Below are 22879 nucleotides of genomic sequence, written 5' to 3'. Positions count from 1 at the left end.
TCGCATAAGCTCGGGCGCGCGGTCGCGCTTGCCTCGCTGCGCTCGGAGAAAAGCTCTGTAACCGGCACCGGACCGACGCGAAGCGGAGGCAAGGCCGACCGGCCGCCGCGCCTTATAGCGCGATAGCCAAGCGGGCGGATGCCCGCGCCCGGCGCCTGAGGTCAAACAAAAACTCCTCCCGCCCGGCGCTTGAGGGAACTAAGTCAATCCCGCACAGGCTCTCTGTATCCGCGTACATGCTTCCCGCAAAATTTCCTCAGATGTTGCATAGCTGACCCGGAAAGCCGGAGACAAACCAAAGGCCGCGCCGTGGACCGCCGCCACCTGTGCTTCATCGAGGAAATAGCCAATTAAATCCTGATCATTTTCGATCATCTTACCCTTGGGCGTAGTCTTACCCATTAGCTCGCTGGCGTCGGGATAGACATAAAAGGCACCCTCCGGCGTCGGGCAATGCAGGCCCGGCGTATCGTTCAGCATCGACACCACCAAATCCCGGCGCTTCAGGAACGCAGCGTTCCGGTCTGCCAGAAAATCCTGTGGTCCATTGAGGGCGGCGACAGCCGCCGCCTGGGAAATCGAACTGGGGTTAGACGTGGACTGCGACTGCAACTTGCGCATGGCACCGATCAGCCATTCGGGCCCGCCGGAATATCCAATGCGCCAGCCGGTCATCGCATAGGCTTTCGAACAACCATTGACCGTCAGGGTGCGGTCATAGAGTTCCGGACAAACCTGCGCGATTGTGGTGAACGGAAAGTCGGCATACCAGACATGTTCATACATATCGTCGGTCATCACCATTACCTGCTGGTGCGGCAACAAGGCTTCACCCAGCGCCTTCAGCTCATCACCACTATAGGCAGCACCCGTCGGATTGGATGGCGAGTTGAGGATCAACCATTTGGTCTTTGGCGTGATTGCCGCGCTGAGTTGATCAGGCGTGATCTTGTAATTCTGATCCGCACCCGCCTCGATGATCACGGGCTTCCCGCCGGCAAAATTCACGATATCGGGATAGCTTACCCAATAAGGCGCCGGGATAATCACCTCGTCACCCGCATCCAGTGTCGCCACCAAGGCATTGAACAAGGTATGCTTGCCGCCATTATTCACTGAAATCTGGGACGGCGCATAGGTCAAATCATTATCGCGCAGAAATTTCGCGGCCACCGCCTCCTTCACAGCCACCGTTCCATCGACCGTGGTATAATTGGTGTCCCCATCGCGGATTGCCTTGATCGCGGCTTCCTTGACAAAATCAGGTGTATCGAAATCCGGTTCACCGGCGGACAAACCAATAATATCGATGCCTTGCGCTTTAAGTTCGGTAACCCGGCCAGACATGGCCATGGTCGCGGAGGGTTGAATTCTGCCGAGGGCTTGTGAAACTTGTGTCATGGGGTCGTCCTATCTGGAAGGCTAGCGGGGGGTTGCCTAATATCAATAAGGGCCTGCTGCAACAGGGAGATTGCCCATACCATCATTTTAATATGGTTTTAATTCAGCGTTGGTCGAGAAATTATACAAATGATACGCAAAACGGGGGTGAAATTCGGTTGAATCGAATGCCTGACACGACAGAATGCGCCGTCAAAATCGAGACCATAACATCTCAGAAGACCGAATTGGTTCCAACATCGCCTCAGCTTACCAGAGACAGGCACTTGTAGGAAAGCCGATTTGGCACGGCAGCGCTTTTTCATAAATTCTGCGAGCAAGGCGCCACAGATGATCCATACCGCCTCGCCATAAGTCATCAGAGCGTGTCGAGCGCTTGCTCCATATCCGCCACAATATCATCAATATGCTCAATCCCCACGGAAACGCGAACCACATCCGGGCCAGCGCCAGCGGCGACCAGCTCGTCTCCCGACAACTGGCTATGCGTGGTCGAGGCCGGGTGGATGATCAGCGAACGGGTATCGCCGATATTGGCAAGATGGCTGAACATCTTCACGGTAGAGACCAGCTTCGTGCCGGCATCATATCCGCCCTTCAAACCAAAAGTGAACACTGCACCGCCTTTGCCGCCGAGATATTTCTGCGCCAACGCGTGATAGGGATCGTCAGGCAGGCCCGCATAGGATACCCAGCTGATCTTGTCGTGGCCTTGCAACCATTTCGCCAGTGCCAGCGCATTGTCGCAATGCCGCTCCATCCGCAGCGTCAATGTTTCCATACCGGTGAGAATGTTAAACGCATTCATCGGCGCCAGCGCTGGTCCCAGATCGCGCAAGGACAGCGCTCTCGCGGCAAGGATGAAGGCAACCGGGCCAAAGGCTTCGGTAAAGACTTTGCCGTGATAGGATGGATTGGGCTGGTTCAAAAAGGCGAATTTCTCGCTCTTGGTCCAGTCAAACTTGCCGCTGTCCACAATCAGGCCGGCGATGCTGTTGCCATGGCCGCCAAGGAATTTCGTACCGCTTTCTACCACTATATCCGCACCATGCTCGATCGGGCGGCAAAGCGCTGGCGAAGCCATGGTATTATCGACGATCAGGGGAATATCGGCCGCGTGAGCGATGTCAGCAATACCGGCGATATCCTGCACCACGCCGCCCGGATTGGCGAGGCTTTCGATAAAGACACAGCGCGTGTCATCGGTAATCGCACCTTTGACCTCATCCAGATTATCCGCGTCAACGAAAGTCACATTCCAGCCGAATTTCTTGACGCTGTGCCCAAGTTGGTTGAGCGAGCCGCCATAAAGTTTCTTCGCCGCGACAATATGCGCGCCCGGGTCCATCAGCACATGGAAAACAAGCAACTGCGCCGCATGGCCCGAAGCCACAGCCAGCGCCGCCGCGCCGCCCTCCATCGCCGCAATCTTGCCCTCCAGCGCGCCATTGGTCGGGTTCATGATGCGGGTATAGATGTTGCCGACCGCATCAAGATTGAACAGGTCGGCGGCATGATCGACATCATCGAAAACATAGGACGCGGTCTGATAAATCGGTGTGATCCGCGCATTGGTGGCCGGGTCAGGCTCGGTCCCTGCGTGCACAGCCATGGTTTCCAGATTATCGGTCATGAGAGTCTCCGTTGATTTAAATCCCGTATTTCAGGCGAGTTCGGCTTTCACCAATCCTCTTAGGCTGTTTCCGACATAGAGTCCGCTGTCTAAATCTCCAGCCTGCAAATCGGCTTCGATGGCTTCTCCGCTTTCGAGCAGCTCGCGGCGTAATATGCCGGGCAATAGTCCTCGAGACAGGGGCGGCGTCAACAGCTTGCCATCGCGTTTGACAAATATGTTCCAGATTGCGCCTTCGGTGAGATAACCATCAGAATCGTGAAATAGCGGATGGGTGGCGCTGTCTATGTCGGGCGCAGCATAGACGCTGCGGTCGCTGGTCTTGTGGTGCAAACGATAATCTTGCGGATGAGCCGTCATGGGGGCCAGTCTGACCGGTACCGGTTCGGTGAGCGGATCCGGCATCGCTCGCAATTCAATTGCGATGGCGCCGGAGCGCGACAGCATCAATCGCACCTTGGCCGGCCTGTCCTGATGAAAGGTGATTGCCTGTATCGTGTTGCGCGCAGCGTGCCGGTCAAATTCAAATTCCAGCGCAGCGGCGCTGGCTTTCATCCGTTCCAGATGTGCTTCGAGGCGAAGGATTCCGCGTTCGGGATCAAAAGCCATTGTCTCGATCAGATCCACGCCTTCGCTTCCGCTTCTATCCACCGCTGCAAATCTCCCCTTGGCGAGGCATTCCAGCCATTCATCGCCCCCAACAGAGTCTGCCACTATGCCAGAGCCGAGGCCGATGGAAAGCGTTTCTTGGTCCGTTTCGAGATAGAGCGTGCGGATCGCGACATTGAACGCGGCATCGCCATTGGCATCTATCCGGCCGATGGAACCGCAATAAATGCCGCGTTGGTCGGTTTCCAGCTCGTTGATAATCTCCATTGCACGGATTTTCGGCGCGCCAGTGATCGATCCGCAGGGATAGATTTGGCGCAGCAATGTGGTCACGTCTTGCCCTGCGGCCAGATTGGCTGTCACCGTTGATGTCATCTGGTGGATAGTGGGATAGGTTTCGACATGAAAAAGGTCGGGCACCTGTACACTTCCCGGCTCGGCCACACGGGACAGATCATTGCGCAAAAGGTCGACGATCATCAGATTTTCGGCGCGTTGCTTCGGATCACTCTGCAACTCTGCTCGCACCGCTGCGTCCGCATTGGCATCTGATACCCGCACGGCTGTTCCCTTCATCGGCTTGGCAGTGATCCGGCCGTCTTTAATCGCGAAAAACAATTCTGGTGAAAAGGACAGCATCCAGTTTTGACCATCAAAGATCACGCCGCCATAGCCCGCCTTGGCGCGATCCCGAATGGCGGCATAAAGTGCGAGCGGATGTCCGGCATGGCGAGCATCGGCGCGGAATGTCAGATTGGCCTGATAAATATCCCCGGCGATAATATAATCCTTCACCTGCGCAAAGGCGCGGTCATATTCGTCTCGCGTCACGCTTGGCTTTAGTTTGCCCAACCATGCGCCTTTGGGATCCGGAAGCTGCGCGATGACATCATCTGGTTGGCAAATACTATAGTCTTCGAACAAGCCAAACCAAGCCAGGGGACAAGGCCGGTCAGCAGGCAGATGCGCCGCCAGCCTGTCTTCCAATGCCATTCCGGCTTCATAAGACATATAGCCCGCCGCATGCAGGCCGCGTTCCTTTGCTTTGGCCAGCTTATCGAGAGCCGCGTCCAGATCATCTGCTGTGCGCGCTTCCACAATTTCGACCGGATTGCGATACAGGCGCGCAGGCACCGCCTCTCCCTCCCCGCGGGCATCGTCGAGCAATATGAAAGGACCATTATCAGGGATCATCCCCCTCCCCTAATTGCTTTTTATACCGTTCGTCCATAAGCTTAGCGAAACTAAACCGGAGACGCGCCCGATGCGCATCACATTTGTTGGCGCATTAGCAGCTGCCTATTTGCTCTTAATCGCGCCGTCCGCCGTTGCGGCAAAAGAAATGCCCGACGCGATTGCACCGAAACCTGCTGCATTGGTGGCGGACCAGATTCCCGCTGTTCCGATGTCGATTGTCGAAAAGACCCGGCCCTATATGGAATTTCGGACAGCAAATTTTGTTGGCTGGGACCCAAAAACCAGAGCAATGCTGGTGCGCACCCGCTTTGCCGATACAAGGCAATTGCATCGCATTGCGAAACCGCTCAGCACCAGGGAACAGTTGACCTTTGGCGAAGAACCAGCCCGCGCGGCCAGCTATGCGCCCGATGGTTCTGCCTTGTTGTTTCAAAAAGACATTGGCGGCAACGAGGTGAACCAGATCTTCATTCTGGAGGATGGCGTTCCCAAAATGCTGACCGATGGCAAAAGCCGGAACAGCTTGGGGCCGTGGTCAAACGAGAAAAATTTGCTGGCCTTTGGTTCTAACAAGCGCACCGGGCTATATAATGACATCTATTTGATGAACCCCGCCAAGCCGGACCGCACCATCATGCTGGTCGCATCCACCGGCGGTGGGTGGTTTCCCATCGATTTCACGCCAGATGACAAGCATCTGCTGGCTTTCAACTATGTGTCAGTCACGGATAATCAACTCTACCTCATCGATATCGCCAATGGCACGGCGCGCAAGCTCACCAATAGCAGCCAGCCGGTTGCCTATAATGGCTTGAAATTTGCGCCTGATGGCCGGCTATGGGCAGCATCCGATGATGGCAGCGATGTCCAGCGATTGGGCACGGTCGATATCGAAACGGCGGTGTTTGAACCGATTATCGACGAGAAAATCTGGGACATTTCCGATTTTGATATTAGCAAAGACGGTCGCTGGATCGCTTTTGAAGTCAATCAGGCTGGCCGCTCTGTCCTGAAAATATACGATATGCAAAGCGGCGCGGCTCGCACCGTTTCCGACCTGCCCGCCGGCGTGATTGGCAATTTTAAGTTCGCACCATGGGGGGAGTTAGGATTCACGCTGAACACCAACCAAGGGGGCAGTGACAGCTATAGCATCACCCCGGAAACGCTTGCGATCACACGCTGGACCAAAAGCGAGACGGGCGGGCTGGACGCCGCCAATAACGTCGCGCCGGAGCTGGTTGAGATTACGAGCTTCGATGGTGAGAAAATGTCCGGGTTCCTCTATCGCCCTGACCCTAAAAGGCATCGGGGCAAGCGCCCGTTGATCATCAACATTCACGGCGGGCCGGAAGGACAGGCAACGCCCCGCTTCCTGGGCCGCAACAACTATCTGATCAACGAACTTGGCATCGCCATTTTCTATCCCAATGTGCGCGGCTCTACCGGCTTTGGAAAGCGCTTCGCGGCCCTCGACAACGGCCCCTTCCGGCGCGAGGATAGCGTGAAGGATATCGGTGCGTTTCTCTCCCATCTGCGCAAAGACGAAAGCATCAACAAGCGCCGTATCGCGGTCACCGGCGGCAGCTATGGCGGCTATATGACGCTGGCATCCATGCTGCGCTATGGCAATACGTTAAAGGCCGGACTGGAGTCCGTCGGCATATCCAATTTCGTGACATTCCTTGAAAATACGCAGCCTTATCGCCGCAATCTTCGCCGGATCGAATATGGTGACGAACGGATACCGGAGCTGCGCGCCAAGCTCGAAGAAATCAGCCCGCTGCGGCGCGCCAACGAAATTGATACGCCCTTGATGGTCGTCACGGGCGCCAATGATCCGCGGGTTCCGGCCAGCGAAGCGGATCAAATTGTCGAGGCCGTGCGCGCCAACGGTCGCCCGGCCTGGCATTTAATCGCCAACAATGAAGGCCATGGCTTCCGCAAAAAGGCAAATGCGGACTATCAGTTCTGGGCGTCGCTGCTATTCTGGCAGAAATATCTGCTCAACGGAGATAAGTGAATGGAAGTATTGATCTTTGCCGGGATCATTGTCCTGATGGTGCTGGTATTGGATTCACGCAAAACCATTGCCGCGCTCCGCAACCGTATAGATATACTCGAAAATCGTGACCGTCAGGCGGCCGTCCCAACCGATCAGAGCAAAATGGCCGAAACTGTAAAGCCCGCGCCAGTCGCATCGGAGCCCGCGCCGGAAGCGCCAGTTAAGCGCGCTGCCAAAGCGGCAACAGAGCCGGAAAAGCTTACGACGCAGGCGCCGCCACAACCCTCGCGAAAAGTCTATAAACCCAAATCGCCGCCGCCTCCGGCATCGCCAACCAGCACCAAGCCGGCAGAACCCCGTCCCAGCGCCGCGAAACGGTTTGAGGAACTGATCGGCGGCAAGCTGCCGATCTGGATCGGCGGTATCGCGCTTATTTTTGCCGGTTTCTTTCTGGTTCGTTTTTCGATCGAGGCAGGCCTGTTTGGGCCAGCCGCACGCTGTGTGACGGCTGCTTTATTCGGATTGCTACTCATCGGCCTCAGTGAATTTGGTTTTAAAATCCCCAAATTTGGCAAGATATTCACCGATGATGTCCGCATTGGCCACAGCATTGCCGGCGCGGGCATCGCCGTACTCTATGCAACGTTATATATGGCGAGCGAACTTTATGGTCTGCTCAGCCTCTATCCGGCCCTCGGGGGCGTCATTGCCGTCACCATATTGGCCTTCGTGCTGTCTCAGCGCCATGGCCCACCAACCGCAATCATGGGCTTGCTCGGCGGTTTCGCTGCTCCCTATGTCGCCGGTCTGGGACCGGAATCCGTGGCGCCGTTGCTCATCTATCTGGGTGTTTTCACGGCGGGCCTGTTTGGCCTTGCTATTCACCGCGGCTGGGCCTGGCTCGCGCTGCTGGCAACCGGTGGTAGCGTTCTGTGGACAACAGCCTTGTTGTTCATGGATTTGAGCGGCGATATACCCTTTGTCGGAGCCTTCATTGTGTTGCTCGCCATTGGCGGCGTCCTCACCCTCTCACGCACGGGCACCAGCTTCGGCATTCCCAAGCCGGTCATGCAGGCCATCCCCTTAGGCGTTGGTCTATTGCAGCTGGTCACGCTTGCCCCGCTGATCGAATTTTCATTGGTCAGCTGGCTATTTTTCGGCGTTCTGGCCGTCTTCGCCATCGCACTTGCCTGGCGCGATGAAAATTTGACACCTGCCGTTGCTGGAGCGCTCGGCCTGTCACTTGCGATGGTTGCCACGGCTTTTACAGGCACTGGTTCGGATCAAACACAGCTCATTGCCGCTATTGCTCTGGCTACACTTTTCACTGCTGCCGGTCATTTTTTCGCCTTGCGTGAAAAGGATGGATGGATGTGGGCAGCAATTGGCTTGGTAGCGCCAACGGCCATGTTGCTGTTTATCTACACGCTGGCAGACTTGGACTGGAGCCAGAATAGCTGGGCCCTTGCCTGCCTGTTTACCGCTGCGACCACGGCTTTCATGGCGTGGCGCACCCGTGCGGTCGCGGCATTTCTTCCTCCGCCGCTGGCCAGCGCTTTGACCGCAGTCCTGATTGCCATCGCGCTATGGATTTGGACACCGCAAAGCCTTGGCGCACTGGTAGCCGTAGCGGTTGCCGCAGCGCTGGCCTACTGGGCCCGCTTCATCAGACGCAAAGCTATCACCATACAGTCAGCCGTTGCCATTGCCTTGGGCGGAGTGATCATGTTGGCTGACGGTTTTGGCCTGGTCGAGGTGGTATTTGAATCGCTGACACGCTCGACCGACCTCTATCGCTTTTTGCCAGAATTGGGCCCCTCGATCGTAGAGCTGCTGCTTCCTGCTATAGCGATTGTCGGTATCGCCTATGTCTTCCGGGAAGGCTTCGGCAAGGTTCTGTCAAAAATCATCGCAGGCTTTGGCCTGATCGCGATCGGCGGTTTCATCTATTCCCTGCTCAAACAGCCGCTTGCCATCGGCCCGATTGAGGATTTTGTCTCCTACGGTTTTGCCGAGCGCGCCGTCTTCACACATCTGCTTGCGCTTGGCGGTTGGCTATTGCTCCGCCGGACATGGGATGAGAAGCTTGCTACACCGCTCCAGTCGCTTGGCTTCGCGCTGGCCGGTCTGGCGTTGTTCCGCTTTGTCTATTTTGATCTGTTCCTGCTTAGCCCCACCAACGTCACGCAGCTCATGGGTCCCGCCCCGATTGCCAATCTCGGCACGCTGCACTTCACGGCTGCTATGCTGTGGCTATGGCTCTATGCACGGACTGAAACATTGGTGACGAGTTTGCCCAAGCTGGTCCGACCGCTGGAAATTGGCAGCCTTCTCGCCGCCATAGCGGCCGTTATGGTCACCGTGAGACAGGCCGTTCATGGCACCGATATTGCCATGCCGCCAATCTCCTCGACAGAGACGTATCTCTATAGTGCCGGGCTGCTTGTTCTTGCCATTGCGTGGCTCGCAAGAGGTATCCAGACCACTAATGCGTTGCTGCGGATCTCGGGCCTGCTTCTGCTGACCCTCGTGACGATTAAAGTATTTGTTATCGACGCCGCACAGTTGGAAGGCATCTTACGGATATTGTCCTTCCTCGGCCTTGGTATCGCTCTCCTCGGTATCGGCTGGATTTACGGCAAGGTGATGCGCTCTGACGAAGCCAAGGCGGAGGCTTAGCCGGTTCCGAAACTCGCCTGGCAGCATTCTGCTATCCAGTTGCGGACGGCCTTGATCTCGGGATTGCGGCGATTATCCCGGTGGAAAACAATCCACGGTTTGCGAACCGGTGACTGAGGTGCGGCAATAGGGATCAAGGCGTGACGCTTTGCCAGAAAGTCCGGAATCATTGCGATGGCCGCACCGGATTTTGCGATTTCCAATAGCGCAAATACGCTGCTGGTCTGGACCGAAACAGCTTGTTGCAGGCCATGTTCGTTCATCCAGACCGATTCCGGGATAGCGCCATATTGATCGTCCAGACCGGCCAGTTTTTCCTCATGCAGTTTCAGGTTATCCGGATTGCATCCCTTCAGATAATCTGCTGAAGCATAGAGGCCGCTGTTAATGTCAGGCAGCCTGCGAGCAATCAACCCGTCACTTTTCGGGCGGGCCAGCCGGACCGCGATATCGGCTTCCCGGCGGTTCAGATCCGCCAAATCCGTGGACATAATCAAATCGACCAGAATATCGGGATGCTTCTCCATCAGCTTCGGCAATTGCGGAGCCAACACCGCAGAAACCATCGTTTCGGTTGTTGATATCCGAATAGGCAAGGCGCGGCGATCGGATTTCAGCGAAAAGGCCAAGCGCTCCATCTGGAACAGGTGATCGCCGCCTGCTTTGGCCAGGGCGAGCATCTCGACGCCTTGGTCCGTTAATGTCACACCGCCAGGCCCGCGCAGGACGAGCTGCAATCCGGTTGCCATTTCCAGCGCATCAATCTTTCGCCCCAATGTCGCATTGGACATTCCCAAGGTCTCGGCAGCGGCCATGAGAGACTTTTTCTCCGCAACCGTAATGAAGCAGCGCACTGTATCCCAGTCGATAGTCATGCAATCACCATAGGCCAAGAATTGCCATTCATAAATGAATAATAGCTATTCAATTCTGGTCATTCCAACATCCCGTAGCCTGTTCAAATATCGGGAGCAAAGGAACTCAGATCATGGCCAGTATCAATCAGCTCACTTTCATCAAACCCAAGCAATTTGAATGGCACGAGGTGCCTGCACCAACGCTTCAGAATGACGGTGAAGCGATCGTCAAACCGCTGGCCGTCACCCGATGCGATCTCGACCTGTACATGGCCAGTGGCATGTATCCGATGCAAGGACCCTTTGCTTTCGGTCATGAAATTGCCGGCGAAGTCGTCGAAGTTGGCGACGGGGTCAAAGGCTTTGCACCCGGGGACCGTGTGATTGTTCCGTTTCAGATTAACTGTGGCGCTTGTGATAACTGCCGGCGCGGCTTCACCAATGCCTGCACCAGCGTCGAGCCGTTCGCCGCTTATGGTTTCGCGCCTACTGGTGAACGCAAATGGGGCGGCGGTTTGAGTGATCTGGTCAACGTACCATTTGCCGATGCCATGCTGGTCAAGATTCCGGACGCGGTTTCCATCACGGGAGCCGCGGCGATATCCGACAATGCCGGTGATGGTTATCGCACCGTTGCGGAACCTCTCAAACAGCGGCCTGGCGCGGACATATTGATTGTCGCCGGGCTTGCACAAAGCGTTGGACTATTTTCTGTACAGGCGGCCCGCGCATTGGGTGCTGGCCGGATTGTCTATCGTGATTATGATGCCGGGCGGCTGGCCAAAGCCAAAGCATTGGGCGCAGAAGTGATCGAGACCCAATATAGCCCTGACCTCAGAGCGACAGAGGAATTCCCGATAGTCGTCGAAGCCGCCGGATTGCCTGATGCGCTAACCTTCGCGATCCGGTCAACGCAGCCCTGCGGCATTTGCAGCGGCGTGTCCGCGGGCATGAGCAATCAAGCGAAAGTACCGCTCCGTTCCATGTATATGAAAGGCATTACTTACACGATCGGACGCGTTCACGCCCGTACAGAGATCGATCATCTCCTAGACTGTGCCCATTGCGGAACGATCAATCCGGATGATGTCATTACCCGCTCTGTGCCCTTCTCCCAGGCGGCCGACGCGATGATGGATCCGGATATAAAGATCGTGTTTGAAAGGGATTGACGCCACTGCCGTCATCCATAATCATGGCCATGGATGAACAGAACTGTCCTCAGCCGAACGATATTTTATGCCATAGCCTTGGCGATGGCAGCCTTTTTTCTGCAATGGCTGGAATATCGGTTTTTCCTCAAGACCATTCCGACCGACATCTATATCGTTGTGCTGGCGATCCTGTTTGTGTCTCTTGGCATCTGGGTGGGCCAACGCCTGACTGTCCAGAAAACCGGCACAGCGTTTGAACGCAATGATCCGGCCTTAAAAGCGCTCGGCATCTCGAACCGCGAATTGGAAGTGCTGGAGGCCATGGCGACCGGGCAATCCAACAAGGAAATTGCACGCAGCCTTGGCATTTCGCCCAATACGATCAAAACCCATATCGCCCATCTTTTCGAAAAACTGTCCGTCGATCGCCGGGTATTAGCGATCGAAAAGGCCAAGTCCCTGCACCTTATTCCCTAATATATCGGGGTGATTTTAGCCCAATCACCCATCCGGGTGATATTCCTGGCAAGGTTTTTCCGGCATAACCTTCTCACAACAGGAGGGAAATTTCATGACCGAGACCAGAAACAACATGACGAAAATTGCGCTGATATACGGAATCCTGTCCGGGACCATTGTCATCGGCACAATCATTCTCGGGCTGGCGTCGAGCGACGGCAATGATTTCGCCGGATCGGAATTTTTCGGCTATCTCATCATGATCATCGCCCTGTCGATGATATTTATCGGCGTCAAACGCTATCGTGATCAGCAGTTGGGCGGGGTCATCAAATTCCTCCCCGCGCTCGGCCTTGGCCTTGCCATCTCGGTCGTTGCCGGCATCATCTATGTCTGTGCGTGGGAGATTTATCTTTTCAGCACCAACTATACATTTATCGACAGCTATACGGCGATGATGATCGAGGCCCGCAAAGCAGACGGGCTGAGCGGCGCAGCGCTCGATAGTTTCGTGGCTGAGATGGAAGATCTGAAAGCCAATTATGGCGTGTCTTATATTCGGATACCGATCACCTTCCTGGAGATTTTCCCGGTCGGCCTGATCATATCTTTGCTGTCCGCTGCGCTTCTTCGCAATCCGAAACTGCTGCCAGCAAAAGCGTAAAGCCTCGTCCCACCCTATGAAAGGAAATGACTATGCAACTTGGAGCTTTCTCGATCAGCCTATCGGTTAAGGATCTGAAGGCATCGGAGACATTTTACAGGAAACTAGGCTTCGCGCCATTTGGCGGCGATAGCGAGCAAAATTGGTTGATCCTGAAAAATGGCGACACGGTGATCGGTCTCTTTCAGGATATGTTTCCGGACAATATTCTGACCTTCAATCCCGGATGGAATGAAGCTGCCGAAAATGTCGATGACTTTACTGATATTCGTGATCTGCAAAAGGCACTGAAGGCGAAGGGCGTCGAATTCACCACAGAAGCTGATCCTGACGGAAGCGGTCCTGCCAGCTTTACGATCATTGATCCCGATGGCAATCCAATTTTGGTAGATCAGCATCGGGCATAGCTAGAAGCCCGATATCCTTCGCCGCAGCGACAGCGCTGACCCTATCGCGCGGCGAGCACGTCGTCGGCAACAAAGGCATTGGTCTTGCGCTCATAGCCAAACTGGCTGGTCGGACCATGGCCGGGAATGAAGGTCACATCATCACCCAGCGGCCAGAGCTTCTGGGTGATGGCGTTGATCAGATCCTGATGATTGCCGCGCGGAAAGTCGGTACGGCCAATCGAGCCCTGAAAGAGAACATCACCAACAACGGCCAGCTTGGACGGCTGATGATAGAAAATTACATGACCCGGCGTGTGGCCGGGGCAATGAATGACATCGAGCACCAAATCGCCAACCGTGACCGTGTCGCCATCATTCAGCCACCGATCCGGCTCAAAGCTTTTCGCTTCCATCCCGTACCGCGCGCCATCGCCATCCAACTGCTCGATCCAGAACAGGTCATCCTTGTGCGGACCTTCAATCGGTAAGCCCAATTCCTCCGCCAACATACCGGCCTGCCCGCAATGGTCGAGATGGCCATGGGTGATGATGATTTTCTCAAGCTCCACCCCATGTTCCGCCACCGCTGCCTTAAGCCGCGAAAGATCACCTCCCGGATCGCTAAGCGCGGCTTTGTTGGTCTTGGTGCACCATAGAAGCGTGCAATTTTGCTGAAGCGGCGTGACCGGAATGATCACGGCCTTTAAAGGAGCGTCTGTCATAGAGCGTATTTGGCCGCGCGGCCGGCAAGTTGCAAGGGGTGAAGTTAGGGTTGCTATAGAAGCTGCAAGAGCGAGCGGATAATATAGCGTTCATTCTACTCACCTTATAAGTATAGTCGAACCGCAACTGGCTGCAGACTCACTATCTCGCGCACTCAATAAAAAGATCACTTACTCGGCAATCACACCTGCAGAATTTGGCAAACTCTTGGTTTCTGCCTTTGATAAAGATCAAATGACAACAACCGAAGCGGAAGCACAGGCCAAAGGCGTGGAAGCATTTTATGAGTATAACAATAACGCGGAAATTCGACCATTTGAAGTAAACCTGAATCATCTCCTCAACTGCATCCCGATAGAAATGGAAACATTCGAACAATGGGCCATATTGGCGCCGTTCCGCGACGGACAAATGGTCTCTGGCAGCTTGCAATGAAGTTGGACTTAGGCTAAGCCTTTAAAAAATAATATGAATTTGTGCGTTCAACGCCACAACTAAGAGACAGCCGAAAATTAGGAAATGCGTGGTGCGCAGTGCAGTCTGTGGCGAACGGGTCTCAGGTGAAAATTTCCCTGATAATAGGCAATTGACGGGGAAATATCTTCTTTTCGTAGAAAACCTGACGAACAGTGGCACCAAAAACCCTACTTCCCTAGGGCTTCCAAAGAAAACCCTCTAGTCGAGATAACAGGGAACTCTTATGATAGAACAAGGATTATGTGTCACGCTATCAGGGACAGCCTATTGCCGACCAGGGCCTTCGGTTTTTCTTTTTCATAAGATGTCAGCACTCAGGATTTAACCGGCGGATTGTTAGTGCCAGCAAAGGTTGTGTGGTTCAGTGCTTGTGCTGCGGTCACACATTTAAACCCAAGATATTGCCGACGGCGAGCGCCAGACGGATAGGACAAATAGAAAAACACATACCTTGTCATTCAGCGGGGTAGTACAGAAAGGAGCGAGCTGTCTTCTATTGTCTATAGACAATATCCCAATCCCTGCCCTGATTTATTGTGATTGGGTCGGGATCATTCGGTCTGGTCACAATAGTTTGATAATTTACGTTTGATTTTGCGGTATTTTAAATCTCAGTTCACAAAAGTAGCTGATTTCGAATTTTTATAGGCATCGATTATTCCAAATTAAAGCATTAATACATCTTTATAAAATATCAAATAAAAATTATTATTTGATATTTCCGGCCTACATAGTTGTAATTATTCAATTATAGGAGTAAAATATTTTCAATCGGTCACAATATTAAATGAAGGAATTTATCTTGGTAAAGTTCTTTGTTATACTTGGCCTTGCTTTTGTAACCTTGGGCTTACCATTCCCGTCGGCGACACTTGCTCAAGACGGCCCCAGACTGATTAGCTATCCAGCTGAGGAGTTTTTAACCTCTCCGGGCGGTGTTGATATGCGCACTGGAAGATATGTGTATCAGAATACCGATCTTTCGATTGGTGCTGGAACCTCTGAGTTACAGCTAATTCGATCAATGCCAATTTATACTTCTGGCCATGCCAATCCGTTTGGCAATTTTTCTCACAATTGGGATATATTCATCACAGAAGAACGGTTCGATCAGTCCGGAAGAATGACTTCAGGTGGACAAGACTATCGAATGAGAGTTCATCTCAATGGAACGACTTTAACTTTCGAAGGACGTCAGTTTGTCAACACTTATGGTTACAAGGGCAGAGGACCAATAGCGCGGCTCGTTGTTAGCGGCGACCAGAGTTCATCGGCTGCCATTTATACCATGACGGCACCGGATGGCACGATCATTACTTTTCGCGCGATCGGCAACCGTGATTGCACGGGGCCTATTAGTAATGCCGGCACTAGGCGCTGCGCATTCGCGTCCAGAATTGTTACGCCAGAGAATAAAATACTGGACCTTGCATATAACTACAACGGGGCGCTGACCGGCAATCGAGCGACTTTGAGGTCGATCAGAAGCTCGAGCGGCTATGCGCTCTTGTTCCGTTATTCAGGTTCGCGAGTGACAGAGGCATGCGCCGTGAATCTCGCAGTATATTATGTGCCTGCGAACACCTGTCCGACCGGCGTTGCAAAAGGCTCCTATAGCTATTCCAACAACAAATTGACCGGTTTTACCGACGCTGAAGGAAACGTATCGAGCTTTACCTATAACGGCTCCGCCATGGGATTTGTCAGACCTGGAGACGCCCAAGCATGGCTCGTGAACACGATAACATTAGCGAATTTGGACGATATTACCTTTCACGAAGTAGTCAATCGTCAAGATTTTGCCGACGGCAGTAGTTATACCTATAGTTGGTCGCAAACACCTTATTCGGTCAATCAGCCTCGCCCCGTTAATGCAGGCGGCTCTGTGACCGATAGCAATGGGAAAAGCATCCATGTCGAGTTTGAATTTCCGATCATGCCAGGCACAGGTTCCGAGAGACCGTGTATCGGTTTGCAATGTCCTCAGCCTGATCCCGATGACTTTTTGTATAATATATATCAACAAACACCGGGTCCGGTCCGATTGGAGGATCAGCTTGGGCGGGTTACGCTGAACGATTATTGCGACCCCAGGGTCATGGCTGAACTTCCGCCCAATAAGCGAAACCGTTGCGCAGTCTATCCTCTTCGGTCATTTACGGACCCCGAGGGCATAAAAACTCTGTTGGAATATGACAATTATCAGAACGTCACTAAAGCAACGCGACAAGCAAAACCGGGCTCGGGTCTTGCGAACATCGTTACGTCAGCTGCATATGGGACTACCAATCCCAAAACGTCCACCAAACCTCTTTGGGTGATTGATGCCAACGGTAATCGGACCGACTTTACATATGATCCTGCGCACGGCGGTATGTTGACCAAGACTCTGCCAGCAGATGGAAATGGGATCCGTTCGCAGACACGCTATACTTATACGCAGCGCTATGCCTGGATAAAAAATTCCTCAGGAGGCTACTCGCGTGCCGCTGCTCCAATTTGGGTTTTGATAGGGGAAGAATATTGCAAAACGAGTGCAGCAGATGCCAATGGCAATTGCACAGGCGGCGCAACGGATGAAGTCGTTACGACCTACGATTATGGCCCGGATAGCGGCCCCAATAATCTGTTGCTGAGAGGTAACGCCATTACGGCCGATGGTCAGACCCTGCGGACATGCTATACTTATGACGAGTTCGGTCGCAAGACCTCTGAAACTCCGCCAGCAGCCAATCTGGCGAGTTGCTCTTAGGAAGTGCTTGGGGGAAAAGCACCCGCTCAAGAATAATCGCAGCATGGGGTGCGCACGTCACCAGACCGACATTCGTCGGTAGCAGCTCGGTTAATGTCAGGACCGGGTAGCAGCGGCCACAGCGCGGCAATTGGCCGGCTAATTCAGGATTGTTGCAACTGTCGTCCTAACCCCTGTATGAACTGAAAAAGGGGGGATACATTAGTTTCGCTAAAGTGGCCGGCGATATTATTTCATAACAGGATAAGCGATTTGAACCGCAGCATTTGTGCCAGTGCTGCTACGTCAATCTATCAGAACTCTTGTCCTTCAAATATTCTTTTGTGAACTTTAATGCCATAATACCGATTTTGATCATCACCCACATTTTGACGAGAACGGATTTGGAGTTCCTATATTCGATATCCAAGAGACTTCTTTGAGCGTAGAAATGACCTGCCGCGGCAGCCCGTTCCAACCAAGCCATGCCTTTCGGCTCGTCAGCAGGCCCTCCTTGCCCTTTCAATAGCATGGTTCCAAGCTCGTACATGCTGCCAAGATTTTCCAGCTCGGCCCCGGCCTCAAAAGTCGCGCGGGCTTGAACCAAATGGCCCTCGTCTAATAACAGAGCCCCAAGCCGAAAATGAGCTTTCGAGCTTCCGCCCGAAGCCGCGCATTGATAATAAGATATTGCGCCATCAATATCTTTCTCGCCAATGGCACCATACTCACAAATCCATCCAAGATTCATAAGGACAAAAGCAGAGCCTTGGTCAGCCAAAGGCAGCAGTAAATGATAGGCTTCCTCATATCGCTCATCTCGCATCAGCGCGGCCGCTTGGGTCTCAATATCCTGCTTATTCATGGTTACCTCAATATTGGTAACAGCTATGAGAAATTTGCAGCTGTTCTGACCTAGAGGACTCAATACTTCGAGGTTTTGGCAACAAAGATCCTAGTTTGCTGGGCTTTGAATTCAACCCCGCTTCCAGTCTCGATCTTGGAAGGGTCTCGGCAACCATACGCTTGGATTGTACAATATGTAGCATTCAGAATTGCAACAGTAATGGAGTTAGGAATAGTGAATCCTTTGGGACAGCCATCCAAGGTGACAAATCATGTAAACATTGTATGTTTAGTAATAATGTCATATTTATCTAAAAGATTAAAGCTTCCTCTTTTGGCAAAGGTAGGATTTGGCTAATATCTTTAGAGACAGGAATTTCCTGCAGTTTGCGAAAATATATCATATGACAATCGTCTTTTGTTATCAGACTCAGATATAATTCGGAGTAGTTTTTGACATACATTTCCTGATCCGAATCCACGGTTAGTCCATTCAGCAAGCTTTCAAACTTCTTTTGAGCTTGTTCACTTTCGTTGTTCCCAATCAAGATTGTTGCCTCAAAGGCTTTTTCAGCAACAGGCAGCACTTCTTTGTACAGCGCATATTTATTAAAATATGAAATCGATTTTTTATAGTTTTTTTCCTGAAAATAAAATAATGCTTGCGACCAATAGTAACCCTTCTTTAGTCGTGCAATAATATTATGAGTTTTTTTATTACTCATTTTATTTTACCTTTCTAGTCTTCTAGCGCCTTCTTGATCACGTTGCTAACTCGTTGCCAGAATGTTGCATTTTCGCTCACCTGATTTGCCGAATCGAGTGCTTCTGCCTCACGCCTTGTATCAGCTGGACCTACACTTCCTGTACTCGCTGTCAGTCCATCGTCCATTGCCGAAAGTTCAGCGAAGATATCTTCTGACTGCATGGATACAGTTGCTCCATCTTTATCTGCCGTCAAAGTAAAGTTGTTTTCCCCGGACTGTGCTGATGCAGTCGCTCCGTCTCTGCCCGCTGACAATATAACGCTGTTATCTATCGACTGCGCTAAAGCCGTAGCTCCTTCCCTACTTGTTGATAGGGAAAAGCTGGAGTTATCTGTTTCCACTGACAAAACAACTTTTGAATCGCCATATTCCACCTTAATTGGGCCGAACTTGTACTCATCAGTCTCCATGCCTGTCGGATCAATCCGCCCAACCGGATCGTTCCCCACATAAGCATACAAATTTACCTGATCCTCATAACCAATTGGATCGGTCTGCAGGAACCGGCCCATGGTCGGAGAATAGACCCGCGCTTTGTAGTGATACATCTCCAGCTCGGGTATCTCGATCTGACCGGTATATTGAAAACGGCCAGCATTTTTCCAGTTGGGAATGCCATAGGGGTCATAGCCATTGACCCACTGGGTGTCGCCATTGGCGTCGGTGACGGCGGTGATGCTGCCCTGCCAATTGGCGTGGAGATGGGAGCGGCTCGCTCGTTTACTGCGGCACCGATATACCAGACCATGGGCTCATCAACGCCCGAGCCATGGACATAGCGGTGCAGCATGTTGCCCGCATCGTCATATTCCGCCACCAGCGAATCACCGTCATATAGAAATTGCGCGATGGTTTCTGCGAGGCTGCTATTGGCGTTGGTTTCAAACAGGCGACTCATCGGATCATAGATCAGATTGGCCTCTTTCTTGCCCCGCGTCGTGACCAAACGGCTTTCTATTTCATAAGGGGACCAGTGCAGAGCAACACATCGGGATTTTGCGCCGCCGAGTTTAGCCTATTTAGTAAACTGTCACCGTAATTTCGTAATTCTAGTAAACTGTCACCGTAATTCCACCGTAATTCAAACTGTCACCGTAATTCGCGTAATTCGATCAGCGTGAGGCCCCCGTTCGCTTGGAAGTACGAGCTGCCTTGTCGTATTGCGACAGGATAAGAAGTCGTGCGCCAACCACAATTCCCACAGCAGGCAAGATGTATCCAAACAAGAAAAATGCCATATTAATGAATAGCTCTCGCCCTTCGTTGTCAGAATGAAATATGGCATTTACAACAAGATCGTTATAGCTAGTTACTATAAGGCAAATGAAAAATACAATTGAAGACAATATTTTAATCTTCATTCCCAAAAATATACTGAAACAGATGCTTATGCACGAAAATATAAATATTATTATAGTTAGACTACTATATAATGAGCCTTGGCCGCTGAAAATTCCAATAGCGACATTGGCCATGTAGGCGAGTGAAACTAATAGCGCGTATATAAAAAGGGTGTAGAATAAATATTTCATCGTCGCATACTCATCTTCAATACCCACTGTATCTCCATTGCAGCTTTCCATCAGGAGCCACCACCTGATAATATACTCCGAATCGAGCATCAGGATTGTTGCTCCTTCGCCAATTCGCCGCCGATGTGAGATCATTATTTTTACCAGTAGAGCTTGGCCCAGTCTTAACAGAGCTTCTTCCTCTCGTCCAATTGCGTATGGTGATGAAGGGGCTACCTTCACCCTGAACGCCAACTCCTGTATGCGTATGACTCGAATATAGAAGTTTTCTATTGGTCGGCACGATATTCAACGAACCACCTCCAAAAAGACTTTTTTTCGCCCCCTGAAAAAGACTTACCACATACGTCTGAGCCTTCTCATCTACTGATAGAGTGACCCCATGTTCTCTGGTAAAATCTGACTCTTCCGTTCTATCGATAGATTCAGCCACATAATCTTCAGTTGTTTGAACGGCCATGGAAGAGTTTGAATTACCATTCTCATCTCGCATAGGAATGGTTACGCTTTTCACCAAGGTAGTTCCTTCGTTTCGGCAAATGCGCGAACCGGTTTGCGTTTCACACATCCCCGTCGGGTCGATGCCATTGATCGGATCATTCCCCACATAAGCATAGAGATTAACTTGGTCCTCATAACCAATCGGATCGGTCTGCAGGAAGCGGCCCATGGTGGGTGAGTATATCCGAGCCTTGTAGTGATACATCTCCAGCTCGGGTATCTCGATCTGACCGGTATATTGAAAACGGCCAGCATTTTTCCAGTTGGGAATGCCATAGGGGTCATAGCCATTGACCCACTGGGTGTCGCCATTGGCGTCGGTGACGGCGGTGATGCTGCCCTGCCAATTGGCGTGGAGGTGGGACCGGGTTGCCGCACCGACCGTAGCACCGATATACCAGACCATTGGCTCATCCACACCGGAACCATGAACATAACGGTGCAGCATGTTGCCCGCATCGTCATATTCCGCGACCAGTGCATCGCCATCATAAAGAAACTGGGTGGTGGTTTGTGAAAGGTTGCTGTTCGCATTGGTTTCAAACAGCCGGCCCATCGGATCATAGATCAGGTTGGCCTCTTTCTTACCCCGTGCAGTGATCAGTCGGTTTTCGACATCATAGGCATAGGTCGTGTCACCATCACCGGTCAGGTTGCCATTGGCATCATAGGTGAAGCTCGCACCGGTGCTAGTGGTAGTATATTGGTTAAGGCCGTTGGTCGTATATTGCCGATCGATATTATAGTGCGCGGTATGTTCGTACAGCTTGTTGGAAATGCCCAAACTCTTCATCTGTGAAGCCGGAGAATAGGCAAAGCTGAACAGATTATCTTCCGCTGTTCCGCTCACATTTGTGTTTAACGACGCAAGGCGCCCTATTAGATCATAGTCATAGCTAGTGGTTGCGTTAGTACGTGCGGTGGCGGCTCGATGCCCTCGATTATCGTAGCTTTGAGTCAGCAGGACCGTACTACCTTGCTCCCTAACCGCCGTCAGCCGATCGAGCTTGTCATATTCATAGGTAAAGAAAGCGCCATTGGCCTGACCATTGCTGCCGGGATGCGTGATCTTTGTCCGGTTGCCGTTTTGATCATATTCATAAGACAAGGAGCGCGGCATCGCGAACATCTTGTTTGTGGTTTCGCTGATCCTGCCAAAGCCGTCATAGACAGTCTCGATACCATTACCTGAGGCATTCCCGAACCGCGTGTAGACCTGTAGTCCCCGCAGATCGTAGCCATAATGGACGTCTTGTGCCGTGCCGCCGGGAATGTCCTTTTTGCTCACCCGGTTCAAACGGTCATAAGTGAAGCCAATGACCTGCCCATCACGCTTACGCTTGGTCAGTATGTTGCCATTGTCATCATATGTGTAGGCTTCGTAATCGGTCGCACTCACCGCACCGGCCGACGTGAGTGCGCTTGCAACAGTGGCATCATTATAACTTGTTGGCTTTGTCTTGGACGGGAATGACCAACGCGCTCGGCGGTCATGGCCATCATAGATCATCTCCGCCTTGTTCCCATTAGCATCGATAACGTATTTCTGTTGGCCATTTGGGGTATAGTCATAGGTTGCATAAGCCTGCTCCAACGGCGTACCAACCGCCTTGCGCACTTGCTTCACCTGATCCGCTGCATCATAAATGGTCTTTGTAATCCGATCGGGAGGCGATGCATTTGTATCGCTGTCGGTGCAGGCTCCATTCGGCAAGTTATTAAATTTTGACGGCTTCATTCGGACAGCGGTGCATTCCAGACGACCCACTGCATCATAGCTATATTGAGTCATGGTCTGGATCGCGGCACTTCCGCTGCCGACGCTCCATTCGCGCGTCTTTCGACCCATCGTGTCATAGGCCGTGTGTGCTGTCACAACCACAGTGAAACCGCTCCAGTCGTCAGGCGCAACACTGTCGCTTTGCCATGTCGCAAGTTCACCTGACTCTTGTGTAATCGGTAATCCACGATCATCGTAAGTAGTGCGGATCGCAAGATACCCACGGGGACCCGAACCATCTGGATCAGGAGCAATCGTACCCGTCACCCGACCCACCGCATCATAACGAGTGGCGGTGCTATATGCGCTAGGCTGAGTGGCTTGTGCCAATGCAGCACCGGGTACAAAAACTCCGGTAAGCGATGACATCACTAAGGCGCATAGAGGCAAAACCCACTTCGTTGCGGCTATCAGAGCAACCGAATGGTTACTGTCTTTGCGCATTGAGAAATTGCTACTATTATCCATTACCTTA

The 22879-nt window shown here is 52.4% G+C and carries 18 protein-coding genes; 9 read left to right on the top strand and 9 right to left on the bottom strand.

Annotated elements, in window-relative coordinates; genetic code table 11:
- Nucleotides 1–198: 198 nt before the first annotated feature.
- From BS29_RS03905 to pabB, 3 genes are all read right to left on the bottom strand, one after another.
- Nucleotides 199–1401, bottom strand: coding sequence for a pyridoxal phosphate-dependent aminotransferase (locus tag BS29_RS03905; RefSeq protein WP_229955913.1), 1203 nt, complete (start codon nucleotides 1399–1401; stop codon nucleotides 199–201).
- A gap of 358 nt (nucleotides 1402–1759) precedes the next feature.
- A complete protein-coding gene (locus BS29_RS03900; RefSeq protein WP_229955912.1) occupies nucleotides 1760–3034 on the bottom strand; it encodes an O-acetylhomoserine aminocarboxypropyltransferase in 1275 nt (424 codons plus the stop codon).
- A gap of 30 nt (nucleotides 3035–3064) precedes the next feature.
- The gene (gene pabB, locus BS29_RS03895) at nucleotides 3065–4837 is read right to left on the bottom strand and encodes an aminodeoxychorismate synthase component I (protein WP_229955911.1); all 1773 of its coding nucleotides are present in this window, start codon (nucleotides 4835–4837) and stop codon (nucleotides 3065–3067) included.
- A gap of 70 nt (nucleotides 4838–4907) precedes the next feature.
- Here pabB and BS29_RS03890 point away from each other — a divergent pair, with 70 nt between their 5' ends.
- Complete coding sequence (locus BS29_RS03890) at nucleotides 4908–6863, top strand: S9 family peptidase (protein WP_229955910.1); 1956 nt, start codon at nucleotides 4908–4910, stop codon at nucleotides 6861–6863.
- Nucleotides 6864–9524, top strand: a complete 2661-nt coding sequence (locus BS29_RS03885; protein ID WP_229955909.1) for a DUF2339 domain-containing protein — start codon at nucleotides 6864–6866, stop codon at nucleotides 9522–9524.
- Here BS29_RS03885 and BS29_RS03880 read toward each other — a convergent pair.
- Nucleotides 9521–10399 carry a LysR family transcriptional regulator gene (locus tag BS29_RS03880; RefSeq protein WP_229955908.1) on the bottom strand — a complete coding sequence of 293 codons (879 nt, stop codon included), beginning with the start codon at nucleotides 10397–10399 and terminating at the stop codon, nucleotides 9521–9523. The genes BS29_RS03885 and BS29_RS03880 overlap by 4 nt on opposite strands.
- 113 nt (nucleotides 10400–10512) lie before the next feature.
- Between BS29_RS03880 and BS29_RS03875 the strand changes: the two genes are divergently transcribed.
- The 4 genes from BS29_RS03875 to BS29_RS03860 all read left to right on the top strand — a co-directional run bounded on the left by BS29_RS03875 (nucleotide 10513) and on the right by BS29_RS03860 (nucleotide 13065).
- Nucleotides 10513–11553 (top strand): zinc-dependent alcohol dehydrogenase, encoded by a 1041-nt coding sequence (locus BS29_RS03875; RefSeq protein ID WP_229955907.1) that lies wholly within the window; start codon nucleotides 10513–10515, stop codon nucleotides 11551–11553.
- A 33-nt stretch (nucleotides 11554–11586) separates the two neighbouring features.
- Entirely contained in the window at nucleotides 11587–12012 is a 426-nt protein-coding gene (locus tag BS29_RS03870) for a response regulator transcription factor (protein WP_229955906.1), read from the top strand.
- 94 nt (nucleotides 12013–12106) lie between these two features.
- Nucleotides 12107–12658 (top strand): DUF4199 domain-containing protein, encoded by a 552-nt coding sequence (locus BS29_RS03865; protein ID WP_229955905.1) that lies wholly within the window; start codon nucleotides 12107–12109, stop codon nucleotides 12656–12658.
- Nucleotides 12659–12690: 32 nt separating this feature from the next.
- Complete coding sequence (locus tag BS29_RS03860) at nucleotides 12691–13065, top strand: VOC family protein (RefSeq protein ID WP_229955904.1); 375 nt, start codon at nucleotides 12691–12693, stop codon at nucleotides 13063–13065.
- Nucleotides 13066–13106: 41 nt separating this feature from the next.
- On the opposite strand, the gene BS29_RS03855 is transcribed toward BS29_RS03860, so the two are convergent.
- Nucleotides 13107–13769: an MBL fold metallo-hydrolase gene (locus BS29_RS03855; RefSeq protein WP_229955903.1), complete on the bottom strand. Its 663-nt coding sequence runs from the start codon at nucleotides 13767–13769 to the stop codon at nucleotides 13107–13109.
- 235 nt (nucleotides 13770–14004) lie between these two features.
- On the opposite strand from BS29_RS03855, the gene BS29_RS03850 reads away from it, so the two are divergent.
- Together BS29_RS03850 and BS29_RS03845 are read left to right on the top strand one after the other, a co-directional pair.
- Nucleotides 14005–14205 carry a hypothetical protein gene (locus BS29_RS03850; RefSeq protein ID WP_229955902.1) on the top strand — a complete coding sequence of 67 codons (201 nt, stop codon included), beginning with the start codon at nucleotides 14005–14007 and terminating at the stop codon, nucleotides 14203–14205.
- A 1066-nt stretch (nucleotides 14206–15271) separates the two neighbouring features.
- Nucleotides 15272–16999: a hypothetical protein gene (locus BS29_RS03845; RefSeq protein ID WP_229955901.1), complete on the top strand. Its 1728-nt coding sequence runs from the start codon at nucleotides 15272–15274 to the stop codon at nucleotides 16997–16999.
- Between the two features lie 280 nt (nucleotides 17000–17279).
- On the opposite strand, the gene BS29_RS03840 is transcribed toward BS29_RS03845, so the two are convergent.
- The 3 genes from BS29_RS03840 to BS29_RS03830 form a co-directional block, all read right to left on the bottom strand.
- Nucleotides 17280–17843: a tetratricopeptide repeat protein gene (locus tag BS29_RS03840; RefSeq protein ID WP_229955900.1), complete on the bottom strand. Its 564-nt coding sequence runs from the start codon at nucleotides 17841–17843 to the stop codon at nucleotides 17280–17282.
- Between the two features lie 292 nt (nucleotides 17844–18135).
- Entirely contained in the window at nucleotides 18136–18549 is a 414-nt protein-coding gene (locus tag BS29_RS03835; RefSeq protein WP_229955899.1) for a hypothetical protein, read from the bottom strand.
- A gap of 14 nt (nucleotides 18550–18563) precedes the next feature.
- A complete protein-coding gene (locus BS29_RS03830; protein WP_229956937.1) occupies nucleotides 18564–19160 on the bottom strand; it encodes an RHS repeat-associated core domain-containing protein in 597 nt (198 codons plus the stop codon).
- Here BS29_RS03830 and BS29_RS03825 point away from each other — a divergent pair.
- Entirely contained in the window at nucleotides 19131–19370 is a 240-nt protein-coding gene (locus tag BS29_RS03825; RefSeq protein ID WP_229955898.1) for a hypothetical protein, read from the top strand. The genes BS29_RS03830 and BS29_RS03825 overlap by 30 nt on opposite strands.
- Nucleotides 19371–20139: 769 nt before the next feature.
- Here BS29_RS03825 and BS29_RS03820 read toward each other — a convergent pair.
- Nucleotides 20140–22872 (bottom strand): RHS repeat domain-containing protein, encoded by a 2733-nt coding sequence (locus BS29_RS03820; protein WP_229955897.1) that lies wholly within the window; start codon nucleotides 22870–22872, stop codon nucleotides 20140–20142.
- Nucleotides 22873–22879: the final 7 nt, after the last annotated feature.

Origin of the sequence: Parasphingorhabdus litoris DSM 22379, from assembly GCF_020906275.1 — a bacterium.
Lineage (GTDB): Bacteria > Pseudomonadota > Alphaproteobacteria > Sphingomonadales > Sphingomonadaceae > Parasphingorhabdus > Parasphingorhabdus litoris.
The sequence above is the reverse complement of the archived record's forward strand: the minus strand, read 5'-3'. Positions and strand labels throughout refer to the sequence as shown.